The sequence below is a fragment of the Parasphingopyxis sp. genome (genome assembly GCF_052168295.1).
GTDB lineage: Bacteria > Pseudomonadota > Alphaproteobacteria > Sphingomonadales > Sphingomonadaceae > Parasphingopyxis.
On the sequence record NZ_JBQLZN010000018.1, the window covers coordinates 1 to 20,689 of the forward strand.

Annotated in this window: 18 protein-coding genes and 1 riboswitch; of the genes, 9 read left to right on the forward strand and 9 right to left on the reverse strand. The window is 64.6% G+C overall.

Translation table 11 applies throughout. From position 1 onward, the window contains the following. The 3 genes from ACTS1Z_RS02705 to ACTS1Z_RS02715 form a co-directional block, all read right to left on the reverse strand. Positions 1–203: acyltransferase family protein (locus ACTS1Z_RS02705; RefSeq protein WP_442622899.1), on the reverse strand; the 203-nt coding region annotated here is incomplete at its 3' end. After that, positions 200–1,594, reverse strand: coding sequence for a putative O-glycosylation ligase, exosortase A system-associated (locus ACTS1Z_RS02710; protein WP_442622900.1), 1,395 nt, complete (start codon positions 1,592–1,594; stop codon positions 200–202). The genes ACTS1Z_RS02710 and ACTS1Z_RS02705, both read right to left, overlap by 4 nt. Further along, positions 1,591–1,737, reverse strand: coding sequence for a hypothetical protein (locus tag ACTS1Z_RS02715; protein WP_442622901.1), 147 nt, complete (start codon positions 1,735–1,737; stop codon positions 1,591–1,593). Before ACTS1Z_RS02715 ends, ACTS1Z_RS02710 begins: the two co-directional genes overlap by 4 nt. A 109-nt stretch (positions 1,738–1,846) precedes the next feature. Here ACTS1Z_RS02715 and ACTS1Z_RS02720 point away from each other — a divergent pair, with 109 nt between their 5' ends. Next, the gene (locus ACTS1Z_RS02720; protein ID WP_442622902.1) at positions 1,847–3,598 is read left to right on the forward strand and encodes a hypothetical protein; all 1,752 of its coding nucleotides are present in this window, start codon (positions 1,847–1,849) and stop codon (positions 3,596–3,598) included. Between the two features lie 3 nt (positions 3,599–3,601). Here ACTS1Z_RS02720 and ACTS1Z_RS02725 read toward each other — a convergent pair whose 3' ends face one another. After that, complete coding sequence (locus ACTS1Z_RS02725; RefSeq protein WP_442622903.1) at positions 3,602–4,531, reverse strand: right-handed parallel beta-helix repeat-containing protein; 930 nt, start codon at positions 4,529–4,531, stop codon at positions 3,602–3,604. An 87-nt stretch (positions 4,532–4,618) separates the two neighbouring features. Here ACTS1Z_RS02725 and ACTS1Z_RS02730 point away from each other — a divergent pair, with 87 nt between their 5' ends. Beyond that, positions 4,619–5,821: a TIGR04063 family PEP-CTERM/XrtA system glycosyltransferase gene (locus ACTS1Z_RS02730; RefSeq protein WP_442622904.1), complete on the forward strand. Its 1,203-nt coding sequence runs from the start codon at positions 4,619–4,621 to the stop codon at positions 5,819–5,821. A 3-nt stretch (positions 5,822–5,824) separates the two neighbouring features. Further along, a complete protein-coding gene (locus ACTS1Z_RS02735; protein WP_442622905.1) occupies positions 5,825–6,781 on the forward strand; it encodes a hypothetical protein in 957 nt (318 codons plus the stop codon). A gap of 4 nt (positions 6,782–6,785) precedes the next feature. Here the strand turns inward: ACTS1Z_RS02735 and ACTS1Z_RS02740 are convergent, their stop codons facing one another. Both ACTS1Z_RS02740 and ACTS1Z_RS02745 read right to left on the reverse strand, forming a co-directional pair. Beyond that, positions 6,786–7,085, reverse strand: a complete 300-nt coding sequence (locus tag ACTS1Z_RS02740; protein WP_442622906.1) for a hypothetical protein — start codon at positions 7,083–7,085, stop codon at positions 6,786–6,788. 17 nt (positions 7,086–7,102) lie between these two features. Beyond that, positions 7,103–7,294 (reverse strand): hypothetical protein, encoded by a 192-nt coding sequence (locus tag ACTS1Z_RS02745; RefSeq protein ID WP_442622907.1) that lies wholly within the window; start codon positions 7,292–7,294, stop codon positions 7,103–7,105. A 112-nt stretch (positions 7,295–7,406) separates the two neighbouring features. Here ACTS1Z_RS02745 and ACTS1Z_RS02750 point away from each other — a divergent pair, with 112 nt between their 5' ends. Continuing rightward, complete coding sequence (locus tag ACTS1Z_RS02750) at positions 7,407–8,084, forward strand: S24 family peptidase (RefSeq protein ID WP_442622908.1); 678 nt, start codon at positions 7,407–7,409, stop codon at positions 8,082–8,084. A 9-nt stretch (positions 8,085–8,093) separates the two neighbouring features. Here the strand turns inward: ACTS1Z_RS02750 and ACTS1Z_RS02755 are convergent, their stop codons facing one another. Beyond that, a complete protein-coding gene (locus ACTS1Z_RS02755; RefSeq protein ID WP_442622909.1) occupies positions 8,094–8,264 on the reverse strand; it encodes a hypothetical protein in 171 nt (56 codons plus the stop codon). 157 nt (positions 8,265–8,421) lie between these two features. Here ACTS1Z_RS02755 and ACTS1Z_RS02760 point away from each other — a divergent pair, with 157 nt between their 5' ends. The 4 genes from ACTS1Z_RS02760 (at position 8,422) to ACTS1Z_RS02775 (ending at position 15,987) form a co-directional block, all read left to right on the forward strand. Then, on the forward strand, positions 8,422–8,634 hold the full coding sequence (locus tag ACTS1Z_RS02760) for a hypothetical protein (protein ID WP_442622910.1): 213 nt from the start codon (positions 8,422–8,424) through the stop codon (positions 8,632–8,634). A gap of 101 nt (positions 8,635–8,735) precedes the next feature. Further along, positions 8,736–10,778 (forward strand): autotransporter assembly complex protein TamA, encoded by a 2,043-nt coding sequence (locus tag ACTS1Z_RS02765; protein ID WP_442622911.1) that lies wholly within the window; start codon positions 8,736–8,738, stop codon positions 10,776–10,778. Further along, positions 10,778–15,013, forward strand: coding sequence for a translocation/assembly module TamB domain-containing protein (locus ACTS1Z_RS02770; protein ID WP_442622912.1), 4,236 nt, complete (start codon positions 10,778–10,780; stop codon positions 15,011–15,013). Before ACTS1Z_RS02765 ends, ACTS1Z_RS02770 begins: the two co-directional genes overlap by 1 nt. A 181-nt stretch (positions 15,014–15,194) precedes the next feature. Continuing rightward, positions 15,195–15,276, forward strand: a riboswitch (ZMP/ZTP riboswitch). Positions 15,277–15,294: 18 nt separating this feature from the next. Further along, positions 15,295–15,987: a DJ-1/PfpI family protein gene (locus tag ACTS1Z_RS02775; RefSeq protein ID WP_442622913.1), complete on the forward strand. Its 693-nt coding sequence runs from the start codon at positions 15,295–15,297 to the stop codon at positions 15,985–15,987. Positions 15,988–16,140: 153 nt separating this feature from the next. Here the strand turns inward: ACTS1Z_RS02775 and ACTS1Z_RS02780 are convergent, their stop codons facing one another. After that, positions 16,141–17,565, reverse strand: a complete 1,425-nt coding sequence (locus ACTS1Z_RS02780; RefSeq protein WP_442622914.1) for an aldehyde dehydrogenase family protein — start codon at positions 17,563–17,565, stop codon at positions 16,141–16,143. A 199-nt stretch (positions 17,566–17,764) separates the two neighbouring features. Between ACTS1Z_RS02780 and ACTS1Z_RS02785 the strand changes: the two genes are divergently transcribed. Next, entirely contained in the window at positions 17,765–19,135 is a 1,371-nt protein-coding gene (locus ACTS1Z_RS02785; RefSeq protein WP_442622915.1) for a dicarboxylate/amino acid:cation symporter, read from the forward strand. Positions 19,136–19,188: 53 nt separating this feature from the next. Here the strand turns inward: ACTS1Z_RS02785 and glnA are convergent, their stop codons facing one another. Further along, positions 19,189–20,601, reverse strand: a complete 1,413-nt coding sequence (glnA, locus tag ACTS1Z_RS02790) for a type I glutamate--ammonia ligase (protein ID WP_442622916.1) — start codon at positions 20,599–20,601, stop codon at positions 19,189–19,191. Positions 20,602–20,689 lie beyond the last annotated feature (88 nt).

The following is a 20,689-nucleotide window of genomic DNA, read 5'->3' on the forward strand; positions in this document are numbered from 1 at the left end:
ATCCGGTCGCGATAGCTGAGCCAGATCACGAACCCCGACAGCAGGAAGAAGAAATCCACCGCCAGATAGCCCTTGGCGAATATCTCTATCGCCGCGGGCGGCAACAGGTCGGTCGCCGATATCCGAACATGGTAGAGCACGACATACCAAGCCGCGATACCGCGCAATGCGGTCAGCGCCGCAAGATCGGGTTTCACCTTCATGTCAGGCTCCCCGGCAGGGGCTTGCCCATGCGCGGCGTGCCCGGTTCCTTGAGAGTCTCGGCAATCGGCTTGAAGCCCTCGCGCTTTCTGACGCGCGCCAGATACATGTCGAGGCTGGCCTGCACGGCAAGCAGCATCAGCGGGAAGGGCTGGAACGCGATCGCGATAAACAGGGCGCCGATCAGATAGATGATCTGACAATGCTGGAGCGCGGTGGCGAGCGGCGACACCCATTCATAACCCGGTGGCGCGCGCTCCTTGCGGTATCGGCGGCGCACGATTTCCATGCGGAGTATCCCGACGCCGTGCAGCGCGAGCCAGAGCGCGAGGCCGAGCCAGCCCTGTTCCGCCAGCACTTCGAAATAAGCGGAATGATAGGCGCGGCCGCGATCGACGACGACGCGCTGCTGCACCGATGTCGCGCCCGCGGATTCGAGCGTTTCGGTCGTCGTGTACTGGATATTGTTGCCATGATAGATGCCGAAGCCGCCACCCGTGGGATGCTCGCTCACATATTCGAGCGTCCAGCGCCACACGGCGATCCGCGTCATCGCGGACATATCCGCCTGATAGGTGGAGATTGTCCCCATCCGGTCCGAGAAGCTTTGCGGCAGGAAAGGGAGGGACACGATGGCGCCGAAACCGGCCAGTCCGATAAAGAGCAGCCGCCGCCTGTTGTCCCGCAGCATCAGTGCGGCGAGCACGACGATACAGACGAGCCCCGTCCGCGCTTCCGTGCCGACCGGGATCAGCAGGCAGGCGAAGACGAGGCAGCCGGCAAAGAGCTTCACCTTCCAGTCCTGCGGAAAAATGGTATTGAACCGGCCGAGCCAGAGGATGAGCGGGATGATCGCGATCGCGAGGGTCGCCGCCGTGCTGCTTTCGTAGATTCCGCTGTTGGAATCGACCAGCATGGCGAGCGAACCGTAGCCCCCGCCGGACAATATCGTCTTGATGCCGCCGGCGATGATGATGAGTGCGGGGCCCAATACCATAAACAGGACATAGGCCTCGATGCGCAGCCGCGTTTTCAGCACGAAGGGCAGGAACATCGCCCAGATCATGCCCTTCCAGACCCAGTCCCATTTGAACTGCGCCTCGACCGGAAACTCGGCATAGAGCGTCGTAAATCCGCACCACAGGCCGAGCATGCCGATCAGCCATTGCGTCGTGCTGATCTGGAACGACTTGTCCTTCTCGAAAATCACCCAGCCCGTAATCGCGAGCAGCGCGACGATGAGCGACAGCGGGATATCGTCGAAAATATAATAGGAGAGATCGTGCGGTGAGACGATATCGACATAGGCATAGGCGAGCACCCAGATGAAGGGGCGGCGCAGGCCGAGCACGAGCATCGCGGCAAGGAAACCGGCAAAGGCGAGATCGGTCATGGCCGCTGAGCCTTCGGATCGAGATTTTTGGGCTTAGGCGCGCTGTCTGCCAGATCGTCGTCGAGGTCCGGGCGCGACAACAGACGCCATGCCGCAAGCAGCATGAGCCCGTGCGTCACCAAGAGCGCGAACTTATCGATCATCGCAGGCGCAAGCCCTCCATCATGGCGCTTGAAGGCTTAGCCATGCGGAGTTGAGGATGTATTAAGCCTAATGCGTAATATCTTAAATATCCTGCGCTAAGGGCACCGCATGACCGCGCTTTTTCTGGTCCGGAATGACGATGAGAGCTTCGCCGGGCCGGCGATCGCCGATGCGCGCGCCGAATTTGCGCGGCAGGGCTTCGGGGCGATGGAGGAGCTGGCGATACCCGGCTGGCGGCTGCTCCATGCGCCCTATATCCAGGGCGGGCCGGACAATTTCCTCCAAATCGACGAAGATTTCATCGGATACGCTGGCAGTTTCAGCTTCGATGGCAAGATCGGCAAAGCGGCGCTCGAAACCGCGCTCGAGAGCCTCGATCCGGTGGCGATCGACTGGAGTGGGATCGGCGGCCAGTTCGTCATGCTGCTGCACAAGGGCGGGCGGACGTTCCTCTTCACCGACTCGTTCGCCGCATTCGAAATCTATCATGATGCGGATCGGCGGATTTTCTCGACATCGCTGCTCGCCGCGATGTCGGGCCTGCCCCAGCTCAGCTTCCATCCGCAGGGCGTGTACGAGCATGTTTTCAATGTCATGCCGATCGGAGACGATACAGTCTTTGAAGAGCTAAAGCGGCTCGGGCCGTTCGAGGCGATTGAGCTTACTGAGCAGGGCGCGGTGTCTCACGCGGTCGAAAAACCGATGGCGGACGAGTTCGGTGCGCGCGACGCCGGCACGCATATCGAGGCGCAGCATGCAGCGCTCGCGCAGGTTGTGCGTCCTTGGGTCGCGCATTTCGGCGAGCGCATCTTCTGCCCGCTGTCGGGCGGGCTCGATTCCCGGTTGGTGCTTGCGCTCTTGCGGGAGCAGGACTGCCTGCCGTCGATCTTCTGCTACGGCGCGGAAGGCGAATGCGACGTCCGGGTTGCGCGCGACATCTGCGCGGCGCTCGGCACCGAGGTCGATGTGCTGGACAAGGATCTGTATCGCGAGATCTCGCTCGATGCGTTTCCCGCCCAGGTCGCGCGCAATTTTCACGACCATGACGGACTGCCCAATTTCGGCAGCATCTTCGACAACGGCGCCGATTATTACGCGCGCCAAAAGCGCCATACGGACGGCGCGCTCTCGGTCTCAGGCGGTTGCGGCGAGGTGTTCCGCAACTTCTTCTTCCTGCCGGACGGTCGCTTCACCGCGGCCGATGTCGCGCGCGCCTTTTACGCGCGGTACAGTCTTCGCGACGTCACCGACGCCTTCGACGAAACGGCGTTTCTGCGCGGCATCGAAGACAAGATGCTGCACGGCATCGGGCGCGACGGTGATCGCGGCGCGTTGCCGCGCGCAGCCATTGAACGAATTTATCCGGCCGTGCGCTGCCGCTCGCTGTTCGGGCACGAGATCAGCCTGGAGGCGCGGCAGGGCACCTATCTGATGCCGTTTCTCGAACAGCCGGTCGCCGCGCAGGCACTGACCCTGCCGCTGGCGCTCAAGAATGCCGGCCGGTTCGAGGCGGCCTTGCTCGCCGCGATCGATCCGGAACTGGCGGCAATGCCCTCCTGCTACGGCCATGATTTTTCCGGCCCGCCCGGCCTCCGCCATCGTTTGAGCGAATGGTCGACCCGGCGCCGGCCCATTGCGCTGCGCCAGAAGAGCTATGCGATCCAGCGCCGGTTCCGGCCGATGGGCGACGAGCATGGCGGGCTGGAAAGCGACGACTATCTGCGCCGGGTCATCGATCTCGACTATCCGATCATGCGGCGCTTTTTTCGGGTCGGCGAGATCGGCGACAGTGCGGTCATGCGCCGCATTGCCAATCTCGAATATCTGGCGCAGCAGCTCGGATCGAAGCTGCGCGGCTAAACGCTATTGCCGCGCGAATTCGCCGATCTGTTCGCCCAGATCGTTGTTGCGCACGGTCATCCCTTCGCCGCCCCAGTCGCGCACGAACACGGTATCCCAGCGAAAGCCCGGCGCCACCCAGGCCCGGTTGTTCTCGACGACGAGATTGCGCGTGCTGTGATCCGTGCCTTCGGGCGAGACGGCGATGATCGTGCTGTAATTTTCCTTGTCCGCGCCCTGCACGAAGGTGTTGCCCGCGATCCGTCCGCTGCCGCCGACCGAAAGATCGATGTGATAGTTGGTCTGCCGGCCACGGCTGTCGTCGAAACTGTTGTTGAGGATCTGGACGACGGGCGCGCGGCTCTTGAGATAATGCGCCTCCTGCCCCTGTTCGAAGCGGGAATTGGTCACGATCAGCTCACCGTAATAGCCGATATAGAGCGAGTGCGCGCCGTCCCCATCCGGCCGCCGCCCCAGCCGGCGGAAGGTCGAATGATCGATGCGGATCGTCGAGGACGGATCGTTCGCCGAGAGGATACCGCTCTGGGAATCGGTGAACAGCGTCTGGGTGACCTCGAGATCGCCCTCTTCGATGCGGATGCCGGCGCCATTGCCGTCCGGCACGCTGATATTGGCGAAGGTGATCCCGTCCACCGAGGCGCTGCGCCCGCGCAGGACGAGCGTCGCTTTCCCTTCGCAGGCGCCGCCGTCGAACACGACCGTGCCCGCTTCCGCCGCAACGAAGGCGATGCTGCCCGATTCCTGCACCGCGCAGTCGCGATAGCGGCCGGGCGCGATCTGGATCGTGCCCGAACCACCCCCGATTGCCCGTACCGCGTCGCTGAGCCGCGCAAAGCCCTGTCCGGTTTCGGCGACGACGAACGGCGCCGGACGCTGGGCGATGGCGACGGCCGACAGCGTCAGGCAGGCGGCGAGCAGAGCGAGTTTCTTCATGTTAAGCTCTCCAGCAGATTTTGGTTTTTCTTGATAGAACAACCGCGGTTGACGGCGCGTTAAGCAGTTTGTGGCAAGCGCTCTCCCATGCGGATCTTGCATATCCTCGATCACTCGATGCCGCTGCACAGCGGCTACAGTTTTCGCACGCGCGCTATCCTGAAGGCGCAGCTGGCCAATGGCTGGGAGGTCGCCGGCGTTACCGGTTCGCGGCACACGCATGACGGGCCGGATGTCGAGACCGTCGACGGGCTAACCTTCTACCGCACCAAGGCGCCCGAAACGATGACGACGCCGATGCGCGAATGGCGCGAGATCGCGCTGCTCGCAGATCGAATCGACGAAGTGGTGCAGGAATGGCAGCCGGACCAGCTCCACGTCCATTCGCCGGTGCTGAACGCCATGGCCGCGCTGCGCGTCGCGCGGCGCAGGCAGTTGCCGCTGATCTACGAAATTCGCGCCTTCTGGGAAGACGCCGCCGTCGGCAACGGCACGGGCCGGGTCAATTCGGCGCGCTATTGGTTGACGCGCATGCTTGAAACCCATGCCGCCAATCAGGCGGACGCGGTCGCGGTCATTTGCGAAGGGCTGCGGCAGGACCTTATCCGGCGCGGCGTCGATGGCGACAAGATCATGGTGGCGCCCAACGGAGTCGACATGGCGCTGTTCGGCGATCCGGCTCCCGCCGATACCGCGCTTGCCCGATCGCTGGGGCTGGAAGGCAAGGAAGTCGTCGGCTTTGTCGGCAGTTTCTACGATTATGAGGGGTTGGACGATCTGATCGCGGCAATGCCGCGCCTCGTGATGGCGCGGCCCGATGCGCATCTGCTGCTCGTCGGCGGCGGCCCGATGGACGCCGCGCTGCGCGAACAGGCCGCGCAGTCGGACGTCGCCGATCATATCCAGTTTACCGGCCGCGTGCCGCATGACGCCGTCGAGCGTTATTACGGGCTGATCGATATTCTCGCCTATCCGCGCAAGAAGATGCGGCTCACCGATCTCGTCACGCCGCTCAAGCCGCTGGAGGCGATGGCGCAGAAACGGCTCGTCGCGGCCTCGGACGTGGGCGGGCATCGCGAGCTGATCGAGGACGGGGTTACTGGCACGCTTTTCCCGCCCGACGATCCCGCTGCGCTCGCCGCTGCGCTCGCCGATATGTTCGACAATCGCGAGATCTGGGACGAACGGCGCAAAATCGCGCGCGAATTCGTCGAACGCGATCGTAACTGGTCGTCAAACATTTCGCGTTATGCCCCTGTTTACCAAAAACTCACCGGCAAGGCGGTTTAGGCTATGAATGTGAATCTCGATGCGATCCGGAGCGGCGCTCCGCTCAAGGACATGCTGGGGCGGTTGCCCAAGATTCCGACCGCTTCGGCAGTCTCCGGGCTGATCGTCGCCGCGCTGATCCTGATGACGCCGAATCCTTGGTTCGAGGCGTTTATCCTCGAAACCGGCCTGCCGAGTGTCCTCGGCGCGGCCGAGCCGCCGCTCGGCGCGCGGGCGCGCATCGTTTTCGCGCTCGTCGCCGCGCTGATCGTGACCAGCGCCGCCTGGCTCGTCCTGTCCTTCATTCTGAACCGCAAGCAGCGCGACGCGGACAGCGAAGACTATGCCGCCGAGTTCGGCGAGACCGAGGAGCCCTCGGGTTTTCGTGCCGGCACGCTGCGCCGGGCGGATGCGCATCCCGACGCGCCCTATCGCCGGCCGATCATGGCCGAAGACGATCTGGGCGCGCCGCTCGATCTCGTCGATCTGGCACCGCCGGAGACGGACGCGGACGAGTCAGCGTCCAACGAGGAGCCGCTCGATCTCGGCGAAGTCGCCGAAGTCCTCGCCGAGGACGGGGACGCAGCGGAAAACGAACAGACCGAGCCGGCCGACGCTGAAACCGATAGCGAACCCGAAGTCGCCGAACCGGTATCCGCAGACGCAGCTTTCGACGTGCCGGAGCCGGAACCCGTGTTCGAGATTCCGCTCCCCAGCCGCGATGCCGCGGTCGAGGAAGACCCCGCGCCGGTGGAGCCCGCCCGTTTCGAACTGCCGGAAGACACGCGCACCGAACTCGCCAGGCTCGTCGACCGCCTCGAAGCCGGCCTCGAGCGCAAACGGGCGCGCGAGCGGGCGGCGGGCGCGCCGAAGGCCGAGAATGTCACGCCGCATCCGCAGGCCGAACCCTCGCGCGATCGCGACGCGGCGCTGCGCGAGGCACTCGAAACGCTGCAGCAGGCTACGGCCAGACAGCGCTGATCGGCTAATCGCCGGCGAGGATAAGCGCTTCAAGCGTAAGGCGTGCCCCGGCGGTATCGACCGCCCGATCGACGATCGCGATATCGACGAGAATATGGCGGCCGAGATCGAACTCGGCATAATCGAGCCCGTCGGAAAGCCTCGCCACGGCGTCCGCCGTACCGTCGCCATCGAAGCGCAGCACGAAGCGATGCCGCATGCCGGTAAAGGTGATGCTCGCCCAGGGACGCGAGCGAATGTCTTCGACCGTCGGCTTGCGCCCGGCGCGCAGCGTCAGCGCGCGGACCAGGGCCGCGAGCCCCAAGGGCAGCGCCGTCCGCCTCACGCGCGCCCACCGGACCGGGTATGGGCCGCAATATAGGCAAGCACCCGCGCGCGGACCTTGGCGCCGCACTCCCGGCCGCGGCGGATATCGAACACGAAACGGGGATCGTTGACCGCCTCGCGGCCGAAGCGGGTAGGGGTCATGTCGGTCTTGCGCAGGAAACGGTCGATCTCGATCAGCAGGCTCATCCTTTTCTCCTTTGAAACTCGGTGCACACCGGCGACTCGCCGGTAGGTGTTTTCCTATCTCAAAGGGTATTTCCTACTTGTCTAGGAATATTCCTATTGCTATTGTCCCGATATGGATGAAGACAGCCCGCAACAGATACTCGCTCGGCTGGCGCGCGAACGCGGCGACGATTATGCCGCACTTTCGCGGCTGATCGGACGAAATACTGCCTATATACAGCAATTTATCAAGCGCGGGACGCCGCGGCGGCTGGCCGAGGAGGATCGGCGCATTCTTGCCGAATATTACGGTGTCGACGAAAAACTGCTGGGCGCGCCGGACACCATGCGATCAAGGAAAAATCCTATCGACGGCGACGGCGCGGTCGGCCGCATGGTCGCGGTCAGCCAATATGCGGTGAATGCGTCGGCGGGCCCGGGGGCGCTGCCGGGGGACGAGGAAGAGCTGTCGCGCATCGCCTTTCCCGAACGCTGGCTGCGCCGTCTGGCGGGCGGCGATCCGGCGCGGCTCTCGATCATCACCGTATCGGGCGATTCCATGGAACCGACCCTGTCGGACGGCGACGAGATTCTCGTCAGCGGCGACGATGGCGCGGACCGGCTGCGCGACGGCATCTATGTGTTGCGCGTGGACAATGCGCTGATGGTCAAGCGGATCGCGGTGAATCCGGCGAACCGGCGGTTCACGATCAAGAGCGACAATGACGGCTATCCCGACTGGCCCGATTGCGATCCGGACTCGCTGGAAGTGATCGGCCGGGTGGTCTGGGCCGGGCGCCGGCTGGCCTAGGGTCCGGGCCTAGCGCGTCATCGCCCAGAGAGCGGCCGCGGCCGCCGCGCCGGCGACAACGCCGCCGATTACCCCGATGGTCGGCTGGCCGAGCGCCATGCCGATGCCGAGACCGGCCAGTGGCCCGATCGCCAGGAAAATGCCGCCGCCGGGCCGGTTTTCGCGTTCCTCGTTTCGCATGGCGCTCCTATGGCAGCGCCTCTTTCGCCTGTCACCTGTGCATGGCTAATCAATCCTTCACCATATTCTTCCGTAATATCTGAAAGCCTGTCGGGCTATCGGCGCGGGTTCACAGATGCCCGCACTGAGAGCGGGTGCGAGGCAGGGCCGATACTCTATGTACGAGAATTTCTATCTCCAGGACCGGCAGGCGGTGGTCGACGCTTCCGAGCTGATCGCCGAGTTCGGTGCGTATGCGGCATTGGAAGCCGCTGCGCGCGCGTCGCGCAGCCGGGAGAGGGGCAATGTCGTGCATTTCTGCCGGTGGCGGCAGATCGAGCGGCTCGTCGACTGGATGGATCGGGGCGAAAGCGAGGCCACGCGGCACTGATCGCGCGGCTGCGAAAATCCGCGAGAGTTCGTCGATAACGGCATCGTATTTCAGCGCATTTTGATTGGCGGTATGTGGCGTTTCGCGCTACGAGCCGCAGAATGACGGCCGCGATTACTCCGGGCAGGGCGCGTATCTGTACCCTTTTCCTGCTGGGCGCGTTGGGAACTCCCGATGCGGTATCGGCGCAGTCGCAATCCGAAGAGATCGCGCAGGACGTAGCGGAGGAGGTCGCCGAAGAGGTCGATTCCCTCTCGACGCGCGAACTCGATCCGCTCGACGGGGCCGACGAATTCCGCGCCTCGGCGCCGATGACGGACTTCGCGGATTTCGGCGTCGCCTGGCCCGATATGTCTCAGGTCCCCGATACGCCGGCGGCGACCAGCGCCGATGCGGTCGGGATCAATACGGAGCAGCGCTACTCGGTAACCCTTCGCGGGATCGACACTCTCGATGAGGCGGATGAAATCCGCGCGCAATTCGATGCGCTGTCGGTACTCCGCGAGAATGACGGCGACACGGCGGTTGTCGCACAGATCAACCGCCGCGCCGAAATCGATCGCGACCTCCTGAACGAGCTGCTGCGCGCGCACGGCTATTATGATGCGGGCGTCGCATCGGTCCTGTCTGGAGAAACCGGCGGCGACGAGATCGAAGTCGTCTTCGAGATCGATGCCGGTCCGCTCTACAGGTTCGACAGCGTCGAACTGCCCGGGCTTGCGGCCGCCGGCGAGCGCACGGACGAACTGCGCGCCCAGTTCCCGGTCGAAGCCGACGATCCCGTCTATGCTGCAGAGGTTACCGCGGCCGAAGCCAATCTGGCGGCCGAACTCGGCAATCGCGGCTATCCCTTCGCCGAAGTCGGCGAGGAAGAAGTCGTTATCGACCATGCTAATCGCGTCGCCACGCTGACCGTGCCCGTCGAGACCGGCGGGGAACGCAATTACGGCGAAATCCGCGTCACCGAGGGCGCGGATGAGATATTCGATGCCGATCATGTCGCGACGATCGCGCGCTTCGAGCCGGGCGAACTCTACTCGACCGGCATGGTCGAGGATCTACGCCGCGCGATCATCCAGACCGGTCTCGTATCGCGGGTGCAGTTGACGCCGGTCGAGAGCGAGGACCCGTCGCTCGTCGACATCGCCGTCGAAATGGAGCCCGCGCCGCCGCGCACGATTTCGGGCGAGATCGGTTACAGCACGGGCGAGGGCGCGCGTATCGAAGTCGGCTGGGAACATCGCAACCTCATCCGGCCCGAAGGCGCGATCGGCGTGCGCGGTATCCTCGGCACCGACGAGCAGTTTGCGAGCCTCAGCTTCCGGCGCAGCAATTTTCTTTCGCGCGACCAGGTGCTCACCGCCCAGCTCTTCGCCGGCAACACGAACCGGAGCGCCTTCGATGCGCGAACCGCGGGCCTCACATTCGGTTTCGAGCGCATCTCGAACCAGCTCTGGCAGAAAGACTGGGTCTGGTCGGCGGGCCTCGAACTGATCGCGTCGGACGAGCGCGACGTCGTCGGCATGGCGGGCCTCAGGGAACGCGAGACCTTCCTGATCGGCGCCATCCCGCTCAGCCTCGGTTATGACGCGACCAACGATCTCCTCAACCCCGAACAGGGCTTCCGGCTCTCCGCCCTCGTGTCGCCCGAGCTGTCGCTGCAGGACGGCACCTTTGCCTATGCGCGGGTGCAGCTCGACGGCAGCGTCTATTTCCAGCTAATGGACTCGACGACGATTGCCGGCCGGGTCCGGCTCGGCGGGATTCCGGGCGCGTCCACCAACAATATCGCGCCGTCGCGGCGCTTCTATGCGGGCGGCGGCGGATCGGTGCGCGGCTACAGCTACCAGTCGATCGGGCCGCGCGACACGAACAACGATCCGATCGGCGGGCGCAGCCTCGTCGAGCTGGCGCTCGAGGCCCGCTACCGGTTCGGCAGTTTCGGGATCGTGCCGTTCATCGACGCCGGTGCGATCTATACCGATCTCTATCCGGACTTCAGCGACCTGCGCTTCGGCGCGGGGCTGGGGCTGCGCTACTATAGCAGCTTCGGCCCGATCCGGCTCGACATCGGCACGCCGATCAATCCGCAGCCCGGCGACCCCGTGATCGCGATTTACGTCTCTCTGGGCCAGGCTTTCTGATGGCTGGCGCAGCAGCCGAAACGGCGAGCGACGACGTCGATTTCATCTCGGCGACCCCGCGCCGCCGGCAGATCACGCGCTGGGTGCTGTTCGGCCTCGCCGGCATATTGGCGCTGCTGGTCGTCACGATATTCGCGCTCGATACGCCGCCGGGCCGGCGCTTCATCATCGACCGGATCGAGTCGCTGGAGCCGGCCAACGGCCTGCGCGTCCGGATCGGGCGGATCGACGGATCGATCTACGGCCGGATGACGATCTCCGATCTCAGGCTCTACGATCCCGAGGGCCTGTTCTTCGAAGCGCCGGAGCTGGAGGTCGACTGGCAGCCGGGCCTGTTCCTGTTCGATAACGAGCTGCACATCCGCAGTCTGACGTCGGACCTCGCGATATTGCACCGCGCGCCCGAACTGATCCCGTCCGAAGAGGAGGATCAGCCGCTGCTCCCCGATTTCGACATCTATCTCGGCAATCTCGCGATCGAGCGGTTCCGCTTCGAGGAGGCGATTGCGGGCGAGCGCCGGGACGTGTCGCTCGTCGCCAACGCCAATATCCGCTCGGGCCGCGCCGAGATCGCCGCGCGCGCCAATTCGCTCGACAGTGGCGAGCGGCTGGAACTGATCCTCGATGCGGAGCCCGACGGCGACGTCTTCGATCTCGATGTACAGCTCTATGCGCCCGAAGACGGCATTATCGCCGGGCTGACGGGGATCGAACGGTCGCTGACCGTCGATATCGCCGGCAGCGGGACCTGGCAGCGCTGGGACGGCCGCGCGCAGATCGACAGCGGCGATGCCCGGGCGATCGATCTCAACCTCGAGGCGCGCGACGGCGACTTCCTGCTGGCGGGCGTCATGCGGTCGGGCGAGCTGCTCGATCCCGGCGTTATCCAGCGGCTCACCGGGCCCGAGCTCAACCTGACGGCGCGCGCGTCTCTTGAGGACCGCCGTCTCACCGGCGATTTCGACATGCGCTCGGCGGCGGCGTTGATCGAGGGGCGCGGCACGGTCGATCTCGCGGACAATGTATTCGACGGGTTCGCCGCCGATATCCGCCTGCTCGATCCCTCGGCGCTGGTCAGCAATATGCGCGGGACCGATGTCCGCATGAACCTGGCGCTGGACGGCCCGTTCGATGGCGCGCGCTTCCGCTATCAACTGACCGCGCCGCGCGCCGCGATCGACACGACCGCGTTCGAGAATTTGCGCGTGACGGGCGAGGGGCGCTGGGGCGAAACGCCGTTCGTGCTACCGGTCGAAGCGACCGCGAGTACGATCACCGGCCTGCCGGATGTGCTCGCCGACATCGCCCGCAACGTCGTGCTCGACGGGAATCTGCTGATCACGTCGGACCAGATTGTCGGCGACGATCTGCGCCTGCGCGCGGATCGGCTGCGCGGCGAGGCGTCGCTCGTCTACGATCTCGCCACCGGAGATTATGCGGCGGGCTGGGACGGCAATATCGACAGGTTCCGGCTGCCCGGGCTCGGCGTGTTCGACGTCCGTACACGCGTCGAGGTGCAGCCCGCGCCCGGCGGCGGCTTCCAGATCGCCGGACAGGCCCGCGCGGTGACGCCCGCACTCGACAACAGTTTCTTCCAGTCGCTGGCCGGCGGCGCGACGACCGTCGATACCGCCATCGCCTACGGGCCGGACGGGCGCTTCAGCTTCTCGAACATGGATATCCGCGCGCCCGACCTGCGGTTCAGCGGCTCGGGCTATATCGACGGCAATGGCCAGCTCGTCGTCAGCGGGTCGGGCCAGCAGGCGCAATATGGGCCGGTGACGGTAAGGGCGGCGGGGTCGCCGTCCCGTCCGCGCGTCGAGCTTGCGCTCGCAAGCCCTGTTCCCGCGGCGGGCATCGTCGATGTCGATGCGGTGCTTGCGCCCAATGCCGATGGCTACGGATACATGGCGAGCGGCAGTTCGATGGCCGGACCCTTCACCTCGGTGGGGCAGCTCTTGCTGCCCGCCGATGGACCAGCGTCGGTAAATGTCGGCGAGTTGCAGGTCGCAGACACGCGCACCGAGGGCCGTTTCACGTTCCGCGATGGCGGCATTGTCGGGGCGCTTGAGCTGGAGGGCAGCGGCATCGCGGGCGATATCGAGCTGTCGATGGAGGGCGGCGAACAGCTTGTCGTCGTCGATATCGATGCCGAGAATGCGCGGCTCGGCGGCGAGATCGATGCGACGATGCGCCAGGCGCTGCTCGACCTGCGCTGGCGGCCGCTGCGCGAGGAACCAACGCTGCAGGCCAGTCTCGAAATGACGGGCTTTCGGCGGCGCGGCCTCTCGCTCGCCCGGTTCGGCGCGGCGGTCGAGCTGGATAACGGCTATGGCGAAGCCGATCTCGATGTCGGCGGCGCGCGCGGCCGCAATTTCGATTTCGAGGCCGTCGCGCAGATCGAGCCCGGCCTGGTTACGGTCGAAGGCGGCGGCTCGTTCCGCGATGAGCCGATCGCACTTACCCCGCTCGTCCTGCGCCGGGAGGAAGAGGGCTGGGTCATCCCCGAAAGCACGATCAGCTATGCGGGCGGCGGCGCGACCGTGGCCGCGCGCTTCGGCGGACCGGTCACTGAGGTCGAAGCCACGCTCGACAGCATCCCGCTATCGGTCGTCGACATCTTCTATCCGGAAACCGGTCTCGGCGGCATGGCGACGGGCACCATCGGCTATCGCCAATCCGCCGGCGAGGCCATACCGACCGCCGAGGCCGAAGTCCGCATCCGCAGCCTGACGCGCGAGGGCTTTGCGCTCAGGCCGCGGCCGGTCAATCTTGGCGTGAACCTGCGGCTTGCGGACCGGCGGCTCGCGACGCGCGCGATCATGGAAAGCGACGGCGAGGAGATCCTGCGCTTCCAGTCGCGGATCGATCCGATCGCTGGCGACGGGAATTTCGGCGATCAGCTCGCGGTCGCGCCGCTCCTTGCCGAGCTGCGTTATAACGGCCCTTCGGAAACGCTGTGGCAGCTGACGGGCAACGAGCTGTTCAGCCTGTCCGGGCCGCTGCTCGCGCGGATGGACATCAAGGGCACGCTCGAAACCCCGCGCATCACCGGCGCGCTGGAGACCGAAAATGCGCGTCTCGAAAGCGTGCTGACGGGCACGGTCGTCGAAGGCGTGACGACGACGGGGACGTTCCGCCAGTCCCGCCTCGAATTTCCCGAGCTGTACGGAACGACGCCGGGCGGCGGCGCGATATCGGGACGGGCGGCTTTCGATCTTGGCCTCGCCACCGGCCTCGGCATGGACATCGAACTGCAGGCGGACGAGGCTTGGCTGCTGCGCCGCGACGATATCTCCGCACAAGTCAGCGGACCGCTGCGCATCCAGCTGCAGGCGCCCGAAGGCACGGCTCTCGGCACCGATACCGCGCGGCCCACCGGTACGATCAGCGGCGATTTCCAGATGGTGCGCGGCGAATTCATGCTCGGTCAGGCGGCGCCGGAGGTCGTCGTGCCGCAATTGAATGTCATCGAGATCAATCGCCCGCTCGACGAGCCCGATCCGCGCGTCGAGCCGATCATCTGGACGCTCGATGTCGATGTGAATGCGCGCAACCGTTTCATGGTGCGCGGGCTGGGCCTCGACAGCGAATGGGGCGCGGATATCGACGTGCGCGGGCCGCTGACCAACTTCCAGATCCTCGGCCAGATGGATCTGGTGCGCGGCGCCTATCAGTTCGCCGGCCGCCGTTTCGAACTCGAACGCGGGCGCATCGAATTCTACGGCAACCAGCCCGTCGATCCGACGCTGGATATCGTTGCACAGGCGGATGCCGAAGGGATCGACGCGACGATCAATATCGCGGGCACGGGCAACAGTCCCGAGATCAGTTTCACGAGCACGCCGGCGCTGCCCGAAAGCGAATTGCTCAGCCGCTTGCTGTTCGGCACGTCGATCACCAATCTTTCCGCGCCCGAGGCGATCCAGCTCGGCGCCGCGGTCGCATCGCTGCAGAGCGGGGGCAACGGCCTCAACCCGATCAACGCGGTGCGCGACGCCATCGGCCTCGATCGCCTGCGCATCCTGCCCGCCGATCCGGCCGAGGACCGGGGCACGGCGGTCGCTGCCGGCTTCTACGTCACGCGGCGCTTCTTCGTCGAAGTGATCAGCGACGGACAAGGCTATTCGGCGACCGAAACCGAATTCCGGATCACGCGCTGGCTGTCGCTGCTCTCGAGCATCAGCACGATCGGCCGCGTGGGTGGCAATATCCAGATCAGCCGGGATTATTGAAGGTGAACACGAGGCCTATCCCGTTCAAACAGGAGATACCCGTCATTCCAGCGAAGGCTGGGATCTCAGGCGGATAGGCAGGGCGTTCGCGGCCGGAGATTCCAGCTTTCGCTGGAATGACGAGAAGGGATTTGCGGATACATATCTGAACGGGCTAGTCGCCGTGCACATGCTATAGACGAATCGTCCGCATGACTGGCGATTCGAGATGGGCCACCATCGGGAAGTGCGGATCAAGATGGCCGATCGCCTGGGCGTTCCTCGAAGCTGGGAGACACTCCATGCAGATCGTTATTCTTCTCTACCCAAACATGACGCAGCTCGATTTCACCGCGCCGTTCGAAGTGTTCGCGGCGCTGCCCGACGCCAAGATCGATCTCGTCTGGAAAACCACCGATCCGGTGCGCGACGTGAACGGTCTGACGATCGTGCCGAGCGCGAGCCTTGCCGATGCGCCGCAGGCCGATCTGCTGTTCGTGCCCGGCGGCTTCGGTCAGGCGGCGCTGATGGAGGACGACGAAGTGCTGGACTGGCTGCGGGCGCAGGCGGAGGGCGCGAAATATATCACGTCGGTGTGCACGGGATCGCTGGTCCTGGCGGCGGCCGGGCTGCTCGACGGCTATCGCGCGACCAGCCACTGGCACTGGATCGAGCAACTCAAGCTGTTCGGCGCGGAACCCGTCAGCGAGCGGGTGGTGATCGATCGCAACCGGATCACCGGGGCCGGGGTGTCGGCCGGCATCGACATGGCGCTTTCGCTGGTCGCCGAACTTTATGGCGAACCGCTCGCGCGGCTGATCCAGCTCGGCATCGAATATGATCCCGATCCACCCTTCGACGGCGGCCATCCGCGCCGCGAGTCCGAGGAGATCGTCGCGATGCTGACAGCCCGTATGGAATCGATCGCCGAGGCGCGGTGGGAGGTTGCCGAGAAAGCGGCGGCGCGCCTGAAGGAACGCGAAGCGACCGACTAGTCGCGCACCGTCATTCCAGCGAATGCTGGAATCTCCGGCCGTAAACGCCGTGCCTATCCGCCTGAGATCTCAGCTTTCGCTGGGATGACGAAAGAAAAAGGGCGGCAAGAACGCTCCCGCCGCCCTTCCAGCAATTGCCTCGAATGCGTCCGGTCAGGCCGGTTCGCCGATGATCGTCTTCACTTCCATGAATTCGCGCAGGCCGTATTTGCCCATCTCGCGGCCATTGCCCGACTGTTTGTAGCCGCCGAACGGTGCATCGGGGATCGGCCCCCAATTGTTGACGCCGACAAGCCCGGCGCGGAGCTTGCCGGTGAATTTCTTCGCTTCCTCGGCAGGGCCGTAGACGCAGGCGGAGAGGCCGTAATCGGTGTCGTTGGCGATCTCGACCGCCTCGTCGTCATTCTCGTACTTGATGAGCGTCACGACCGGCCCGAAGATCTCCTCGCGCGCGATCGTCATGTCGCTCGTCACGTTCGAGAAGACTGTCGGCTTCACATAGAAGCCCTGGTTGACGCCGTCCGGACGGCCCGTGCCGCCGGTTTCGACTTTGCCGCCTTCGTCGATGCCTTTCTGGATGAGGCCCTGGATCTTCTCATATTGCGCAGCGTTGACGACCGGGCCGATATGGCCGCCCATCTCCTTGGGATCGCCGACCGGCACGCTTTCCATCACGCCCTTGGCGATCTGCACGGCCTCGTCATATTGCGATTCATGAACGAGCATCCGCGTGGGCGCGATGCAGCTCTGCCCCGAATTGATTATGACGCCCTGCAGGCCGTTCGGCACGGCTTCTGAAAGGTCCGCGCCTTCGAGCACGATGTTCGGCGTCTTGCCGCCCAGTTCCTGGTGCACGCGCTTCACGGTATCGGCCGCGTTCTTGGCGACCATGATGCCGGCGCGCGTCGAGCCGGTGAAGCTCACCATGTCGACATCCTCATGCTTGGAGAGCATCGTGCCGACGCCCGGGCCGTCGCCCTGGACGAGGTTGAACACGCCCGCGGGCACGCCGGCGGCGTCCATGATCTCGGCGAAGATCGCGGCCGAACCCGGCGTTTCCTCGGACGGCTTCAGCACCATCGTATTGCCCGCGGCGAGCGCCGGGGCGACCTTGGCGGTGATCTGGTTGAGCGGCCAGTTCCACGGCGTGATCATCGCGACGACGCCGATCGGCTCATGGATGACGCGCGCCGGGCCCAATTGCTCTTCCCACTCGAACTCCTTCAGCACCTCGGCCGCCTTGGTGATATGGCCGAGCCCTGCCGGGCCCTGTGCCGCATTGCCGATAGCGATCGGGCAGCCCATCTCGTCGGCCATGATGTTAGCGATATCGGGGATGCGCTTCTTATATTCCTCGGCGATCCGCTCGAGCAGCGCGATTCGCTCTTCGACGCTCGTCTGCGAGAAGGTCTTGAAGGCTTCCTTCGCGGCGGCGACGGCCTTGTCGGTGTCGGCCTCGCTGCCGAGCATGATCTCGGTGCAGGGCTCTTCGGTTGCCGGGTTGATCACTTCATGGCGCGTCCCGCCATCGCTCTCGACCCATTCGCCGTTGATATAATGCTTGAGATAGCTGTGCATGGCAGTCCGCTCCTGTGATTCGATGATTTTGGGTTCGTCTTTGCAACGAAGATAGGGGAAGCCGCGCAGCGGTTCAACGGAAAGCGCGCCGAATCCCGGTCGTGGCACATCGTCCGCGATCGCCGTACCGCATGTCTTGCGCGTTTAACATCGCGCGCATAGGCGGGACGACGCCGCGCCAAACCAGGAACAGAAAGCCATGCCGATCAAGAGCCTACCGGAATTCCCGACGATCAGACTTGGTCAGCAATCGGCCAAGATGAGCAGCTGGATACGGACCCGCTTATGGGCCCAGGTGATCGTCGCGTTGATTCTCGGTATCGCGACCGGCCTCGTTTTCGGCCCCGAGACGGGGCTCGTCTCCGCCGATACCGCGCGCTGGCTCGGCGCCTGGCTCGCGCTCCCTGGCCAATTGTTCCTCGGCCTGATCGCGATGGTCCTGATGCCGCTGGTCTTCGCTTCGATTATCGGCGGACTGACGGGCAGCGGTTCCGGCGAGGCCTTGAAACGTATCGGGCTGCGCTTCGGCCTGTTCGTGATCATCACGACGTTCGCCGCCGCCGCCATCGGCATAGCGCTGGCCACGATGCTGCGGCCCGGGTCGGGTCTTGCGGGTATGGTCGGAGCTGCCACTGCCGTCCCCGAAGGCGAGGCGGCCGGGTTCGATCTCAGCCGCGCGCCCGAAATGATCTCGGGCATCCTGCCGGACAATCCGACCGCTTCGGTCGTGCAGGGCGACCTCATGGCGATCGTCGTCTTCGCGTTGCTGGTCGGCGTCGCCGCCACCCAGGTATCGCGGGAGCGGATAGACCCGTTTCTCTCGGTGCTCGACGCGCTTCTCTCGATTTGCATGACGATCGTCAAATGGGCGATGTTTCTCGCGCCGCTTGCCGTGTTCGGCATGATGGCGCAGCTCGTGATGCGGATCGGCCTGGACACGCTGATCGGTGTCTCCGCCTATGTCGGGACCGTGCTGCTCGGCCTGCTGGTGCTTTTCGGGCTCTATCTGTTCGTGCTCGCCCTGTTCGCCCGGGTCGGTCCCAGGGCCTTTTTCGCGCAGGCGGGGGAGACGCTTTTGCTCGCCTTCTCGACCTCGAGTTCGACCGCGGTAATGCCCAGTACGGTACAGTCGGCCAAGAAGCTCGGCGTACCCAGGGAGGTCGCGAATCTCGTCGCCCCGCTCGGCGCGACAATGAACATGGCGGGAACCGCGCTCTATCAGAGTGTCGCGATCCTTTTCCTGGCGCAGATGTCCGGCATCGAACTCAACACCGGTCAGATCGTGCTGATGACGCTCACCCTGGTCGTCTCGTCGATCGGCGCACCGGGTACGCCCGGCGTGAGCATCGCGATCCTCGTCAGTGTCGCGGCCGGTTTCGGCATCCCGGCCGACGGCATGGTGATCGTCATGGGCGTGGACCGGTTGCTCGACATGAGCCGGACGACGGTCAACGTCGCCGGCGATCTCACTGCCTCGACATTGCTGCGCAACGTGACCGTGCCCGGCGCGGGCGCGCCGCAGGCGGCCGGCGATCCGTCGCCCGGCTCGGCCTCGTCCACGGTGCCGTAAACAAAAAGGGCCCGGCATCGCCACCGGGCCCTTTTCGCATATCGCTTCGGCGATCAGGCCGAATAGTACATGTCGAACTCGACCGGGCTGGGGGTCGTTTCCCAGCGGTCATTCTCTTCCCATTTGAGCTCGGTATATCCCTCGATCTGGTCGACGGAGAACACGTCGCCCTTTGTCAGGAACTCGTGATCCTCTTCGAGCGCTTCGAGCGCTTCGCGCAGCGAGCCGCAGACCGTGGGCACACCTTCGAGTTCGGCCGGCGGCAGGTCGTAGAGGTTCTTGTCCATCGCATCGCCCGGATGGATGCGGTTCTCGATCCCGTCGAGACCGGCCATCAGCAGCGCGGAATAGCACAGATAGGGGTTCGCTGTCGCATCGGGGAAACGGAACTCGACGCGCTTCGCCTTGTCGCCCGTGCCATAGGGAATACGGCACGAGGCCGAACGGTTGCGGCTCGAATAGGCGAGCAGCACCGGCGCTTCGTACCCCGGGACGAGCCGCTTGTAGCTGTTCGTCGTCGGGTTGGTGAAGGCGTTCAGCGCGCGCGCATGTTTGATCACGCCGCCGATGTAATAGAGGCAGGTGTCGGATAGGCCCGCATAGCCGTCGCCCGCGAAGAGCGGTTTGTCGCCTTCCCAGATCGACATGTGCGTGTGCATGCCCGAACCGTTATCTTCCTTGATCGGCTTGGGCATGAAGGTCGCGGTCTTGCCATAGGCCTGGGCGACCATCTGCACGACATATTTATAGACCTGCATCCGGTCCGCGGTCTGGACGAGCGTGCCGAAGGTGAGGCCCAGCTCATGCTGCGCCGCGCCGACTTCGTGATGATGCTTGTCCATCGGCAGGCCCATTTCCATCATCGTCGATACCATCTCGCCGCGGATGTCCATCGCGCTGTCGACCGGCGGCACGGGGAAATAGCCGCCCTTGGCGCGCGGGCGATGGGCCATGTTGCCCATCTCATATTCGCGGCCCGTATTGGTCGGCAGCTCGATATCGTCGATCCGGAAATAGCTGGTGTTGTAGCCATCCTCGAAGCGGACATCGTCGAACATGAAGAACTCGGCTTCCGGCCCGACATAGACGGTATCGCCGACGCCAGACGCCTTCACGAACGCTTCGGCGCGCTTCGCGGTCGAACGCGGATCGCGGCCGTAAAGTTCGCCCGTGCCCGGCTCGACGATGTCGCAGAATACCGCGAGCATCGGTGTGGCGGAAAAGGGATCCTCGTACACGGCATCGAGATCGGGCCGCAGGATCATGTCGGACTCGTTGATGGCTTTCCAGCCGGCGATCGACGAACCGTCGAACATCAGCCCGTCCTCGAGCGCGTCTTCGTCCATGACGCCCGAGCACATCTGCAGATGCTGCCATTTGCCCTTGGGATCGGTGAAGCGCAGATCGACCCACTCGATCTCGTCTTCCTTGATGCGTTTGATAATATCTTTGGCGGTCGTCGTCATGAAATTTTGCCTTCCTCTCTTAGGAATCACCCATTTCTTTTATTGCGCAAAAATCGCAGTCGCACAATTTCTTTTTTGCGCTGCAGCA

Bases quoted from the DNA above. Each gene is read 5' to 3' on its own strand.
- ACTS1Z_RS02765 (WP_442622911.1), top strand. From the start codon at position 8,736: ATGACGGCCGCGATTACTCCGGGCAGGGCGCGTATCTGTACCCTTTTC.
- ACTS1Z_RS02720 (WP_442622902.1), top strand. From the start codon at position 1,847: ATGACCGCGCTTTTTCTGGTCCGGAATGACGATGAGAGCTTCGCCGGG.
- ACTS1Z_RS02780 (WP_442622914.1), bottom strand. From the start codon at position 17,565: ATGCACAGCTATCTCAAGCATTATATCAACGGCGAATGGGTCGAGAGC.
- ACTS1Z_RS02745 (WP_442622907.1), bottom strand. From the start codon at position 7,294: ATGAGCCTGCTGATCGAGATCGACCGTTTCCTGCGCAAGACCGACATG.
- ACTS1Z_RS02715 (WP_442622901.1), bottom strand. From the start codon at position 1,737: ATGATCGATAAGTTCGCGCTCTTGGTGACGCACGGGCTCATGCTGCTT.
- ACTS1Z_RS02710 (WP_442622900.1), bottom strand. From the start codon at position 1,594: ATGACCGATCTCGCCTTTGCCGGTTTCCTTGCCGCGATGCTCGTGCTC.
- ACTS1Z_RS02760 (WP_442622910.1), top strand. From the start codon at position 8,422: ATGTACGAGAATTTCTATCTCCAGGACCGGCAGGCGGTGGTCGACGCT.
- ACTS1Z_RS02785 (WP_442622915.1), top strand. From the start codon at position 17,765: ATGCCGATCAAGAGCCTACCGGAATTCCCGACGATCAGACTTGGTCAG.
- ACTS1Z_RS02755 (WP_442622909.1), bottom strand. From the start codon at position 8,264: ATGCGAAACGAGGAACGCGAAAACCGGCCCGGCGGCGGCATTTTCCTG.
- ACTS1Z_RS02735 (WP_442622905.1), top strand. From the start codon at position 5,825: ATGAATGTGAATCTCGATGCGATCCGGAGCGGCGCTCCGCTCAAGGAC.
- ACTS1Z_RS02775 (WP_442622913.1), top strand. From the start codon at position 15,295: ATGCAGATCGTTATTCTTCTCTACCCAAACATGACGCAGCTCGATTTC.
- ACTS1Z_RS02750 (WP_442622908.1), top strand. From the start codon at position 7,407: ATGGATGAAGACAGCCCGCAACAGATACTCGCTCGGCTGGCGCGCGAA.
- ACTS1Z_RS02770 (WP_442622912.1), top strand. From the start codon at position 10,778: ATGGCTGGCGCAGCAGCCGAAACGGCGAGCGACGACGTCGATTTCATC.
- glnA (WP_442622916.1), bottom strand. From the start codon at position 20,601: ATGACGACGACCGCCAAAGATATTATCAAACGCATCAAGGAAGACGAG.
- ACTS1Z_RS02725 (WP_442622903.1), bottom strand. From the start codon at position 4,531: ATGAAGAAACTCGCTCTGCTCGCCGCCTGCCTGACGCTGTCGGCCGTC.
- ACTS1Z_RS02730 (WP_442622904.1), top strand. From the start codon at position 4,619: ATGCGGATCTTGCATATCCTCGATCACTCGATGCCGCTGCACAGCGGC.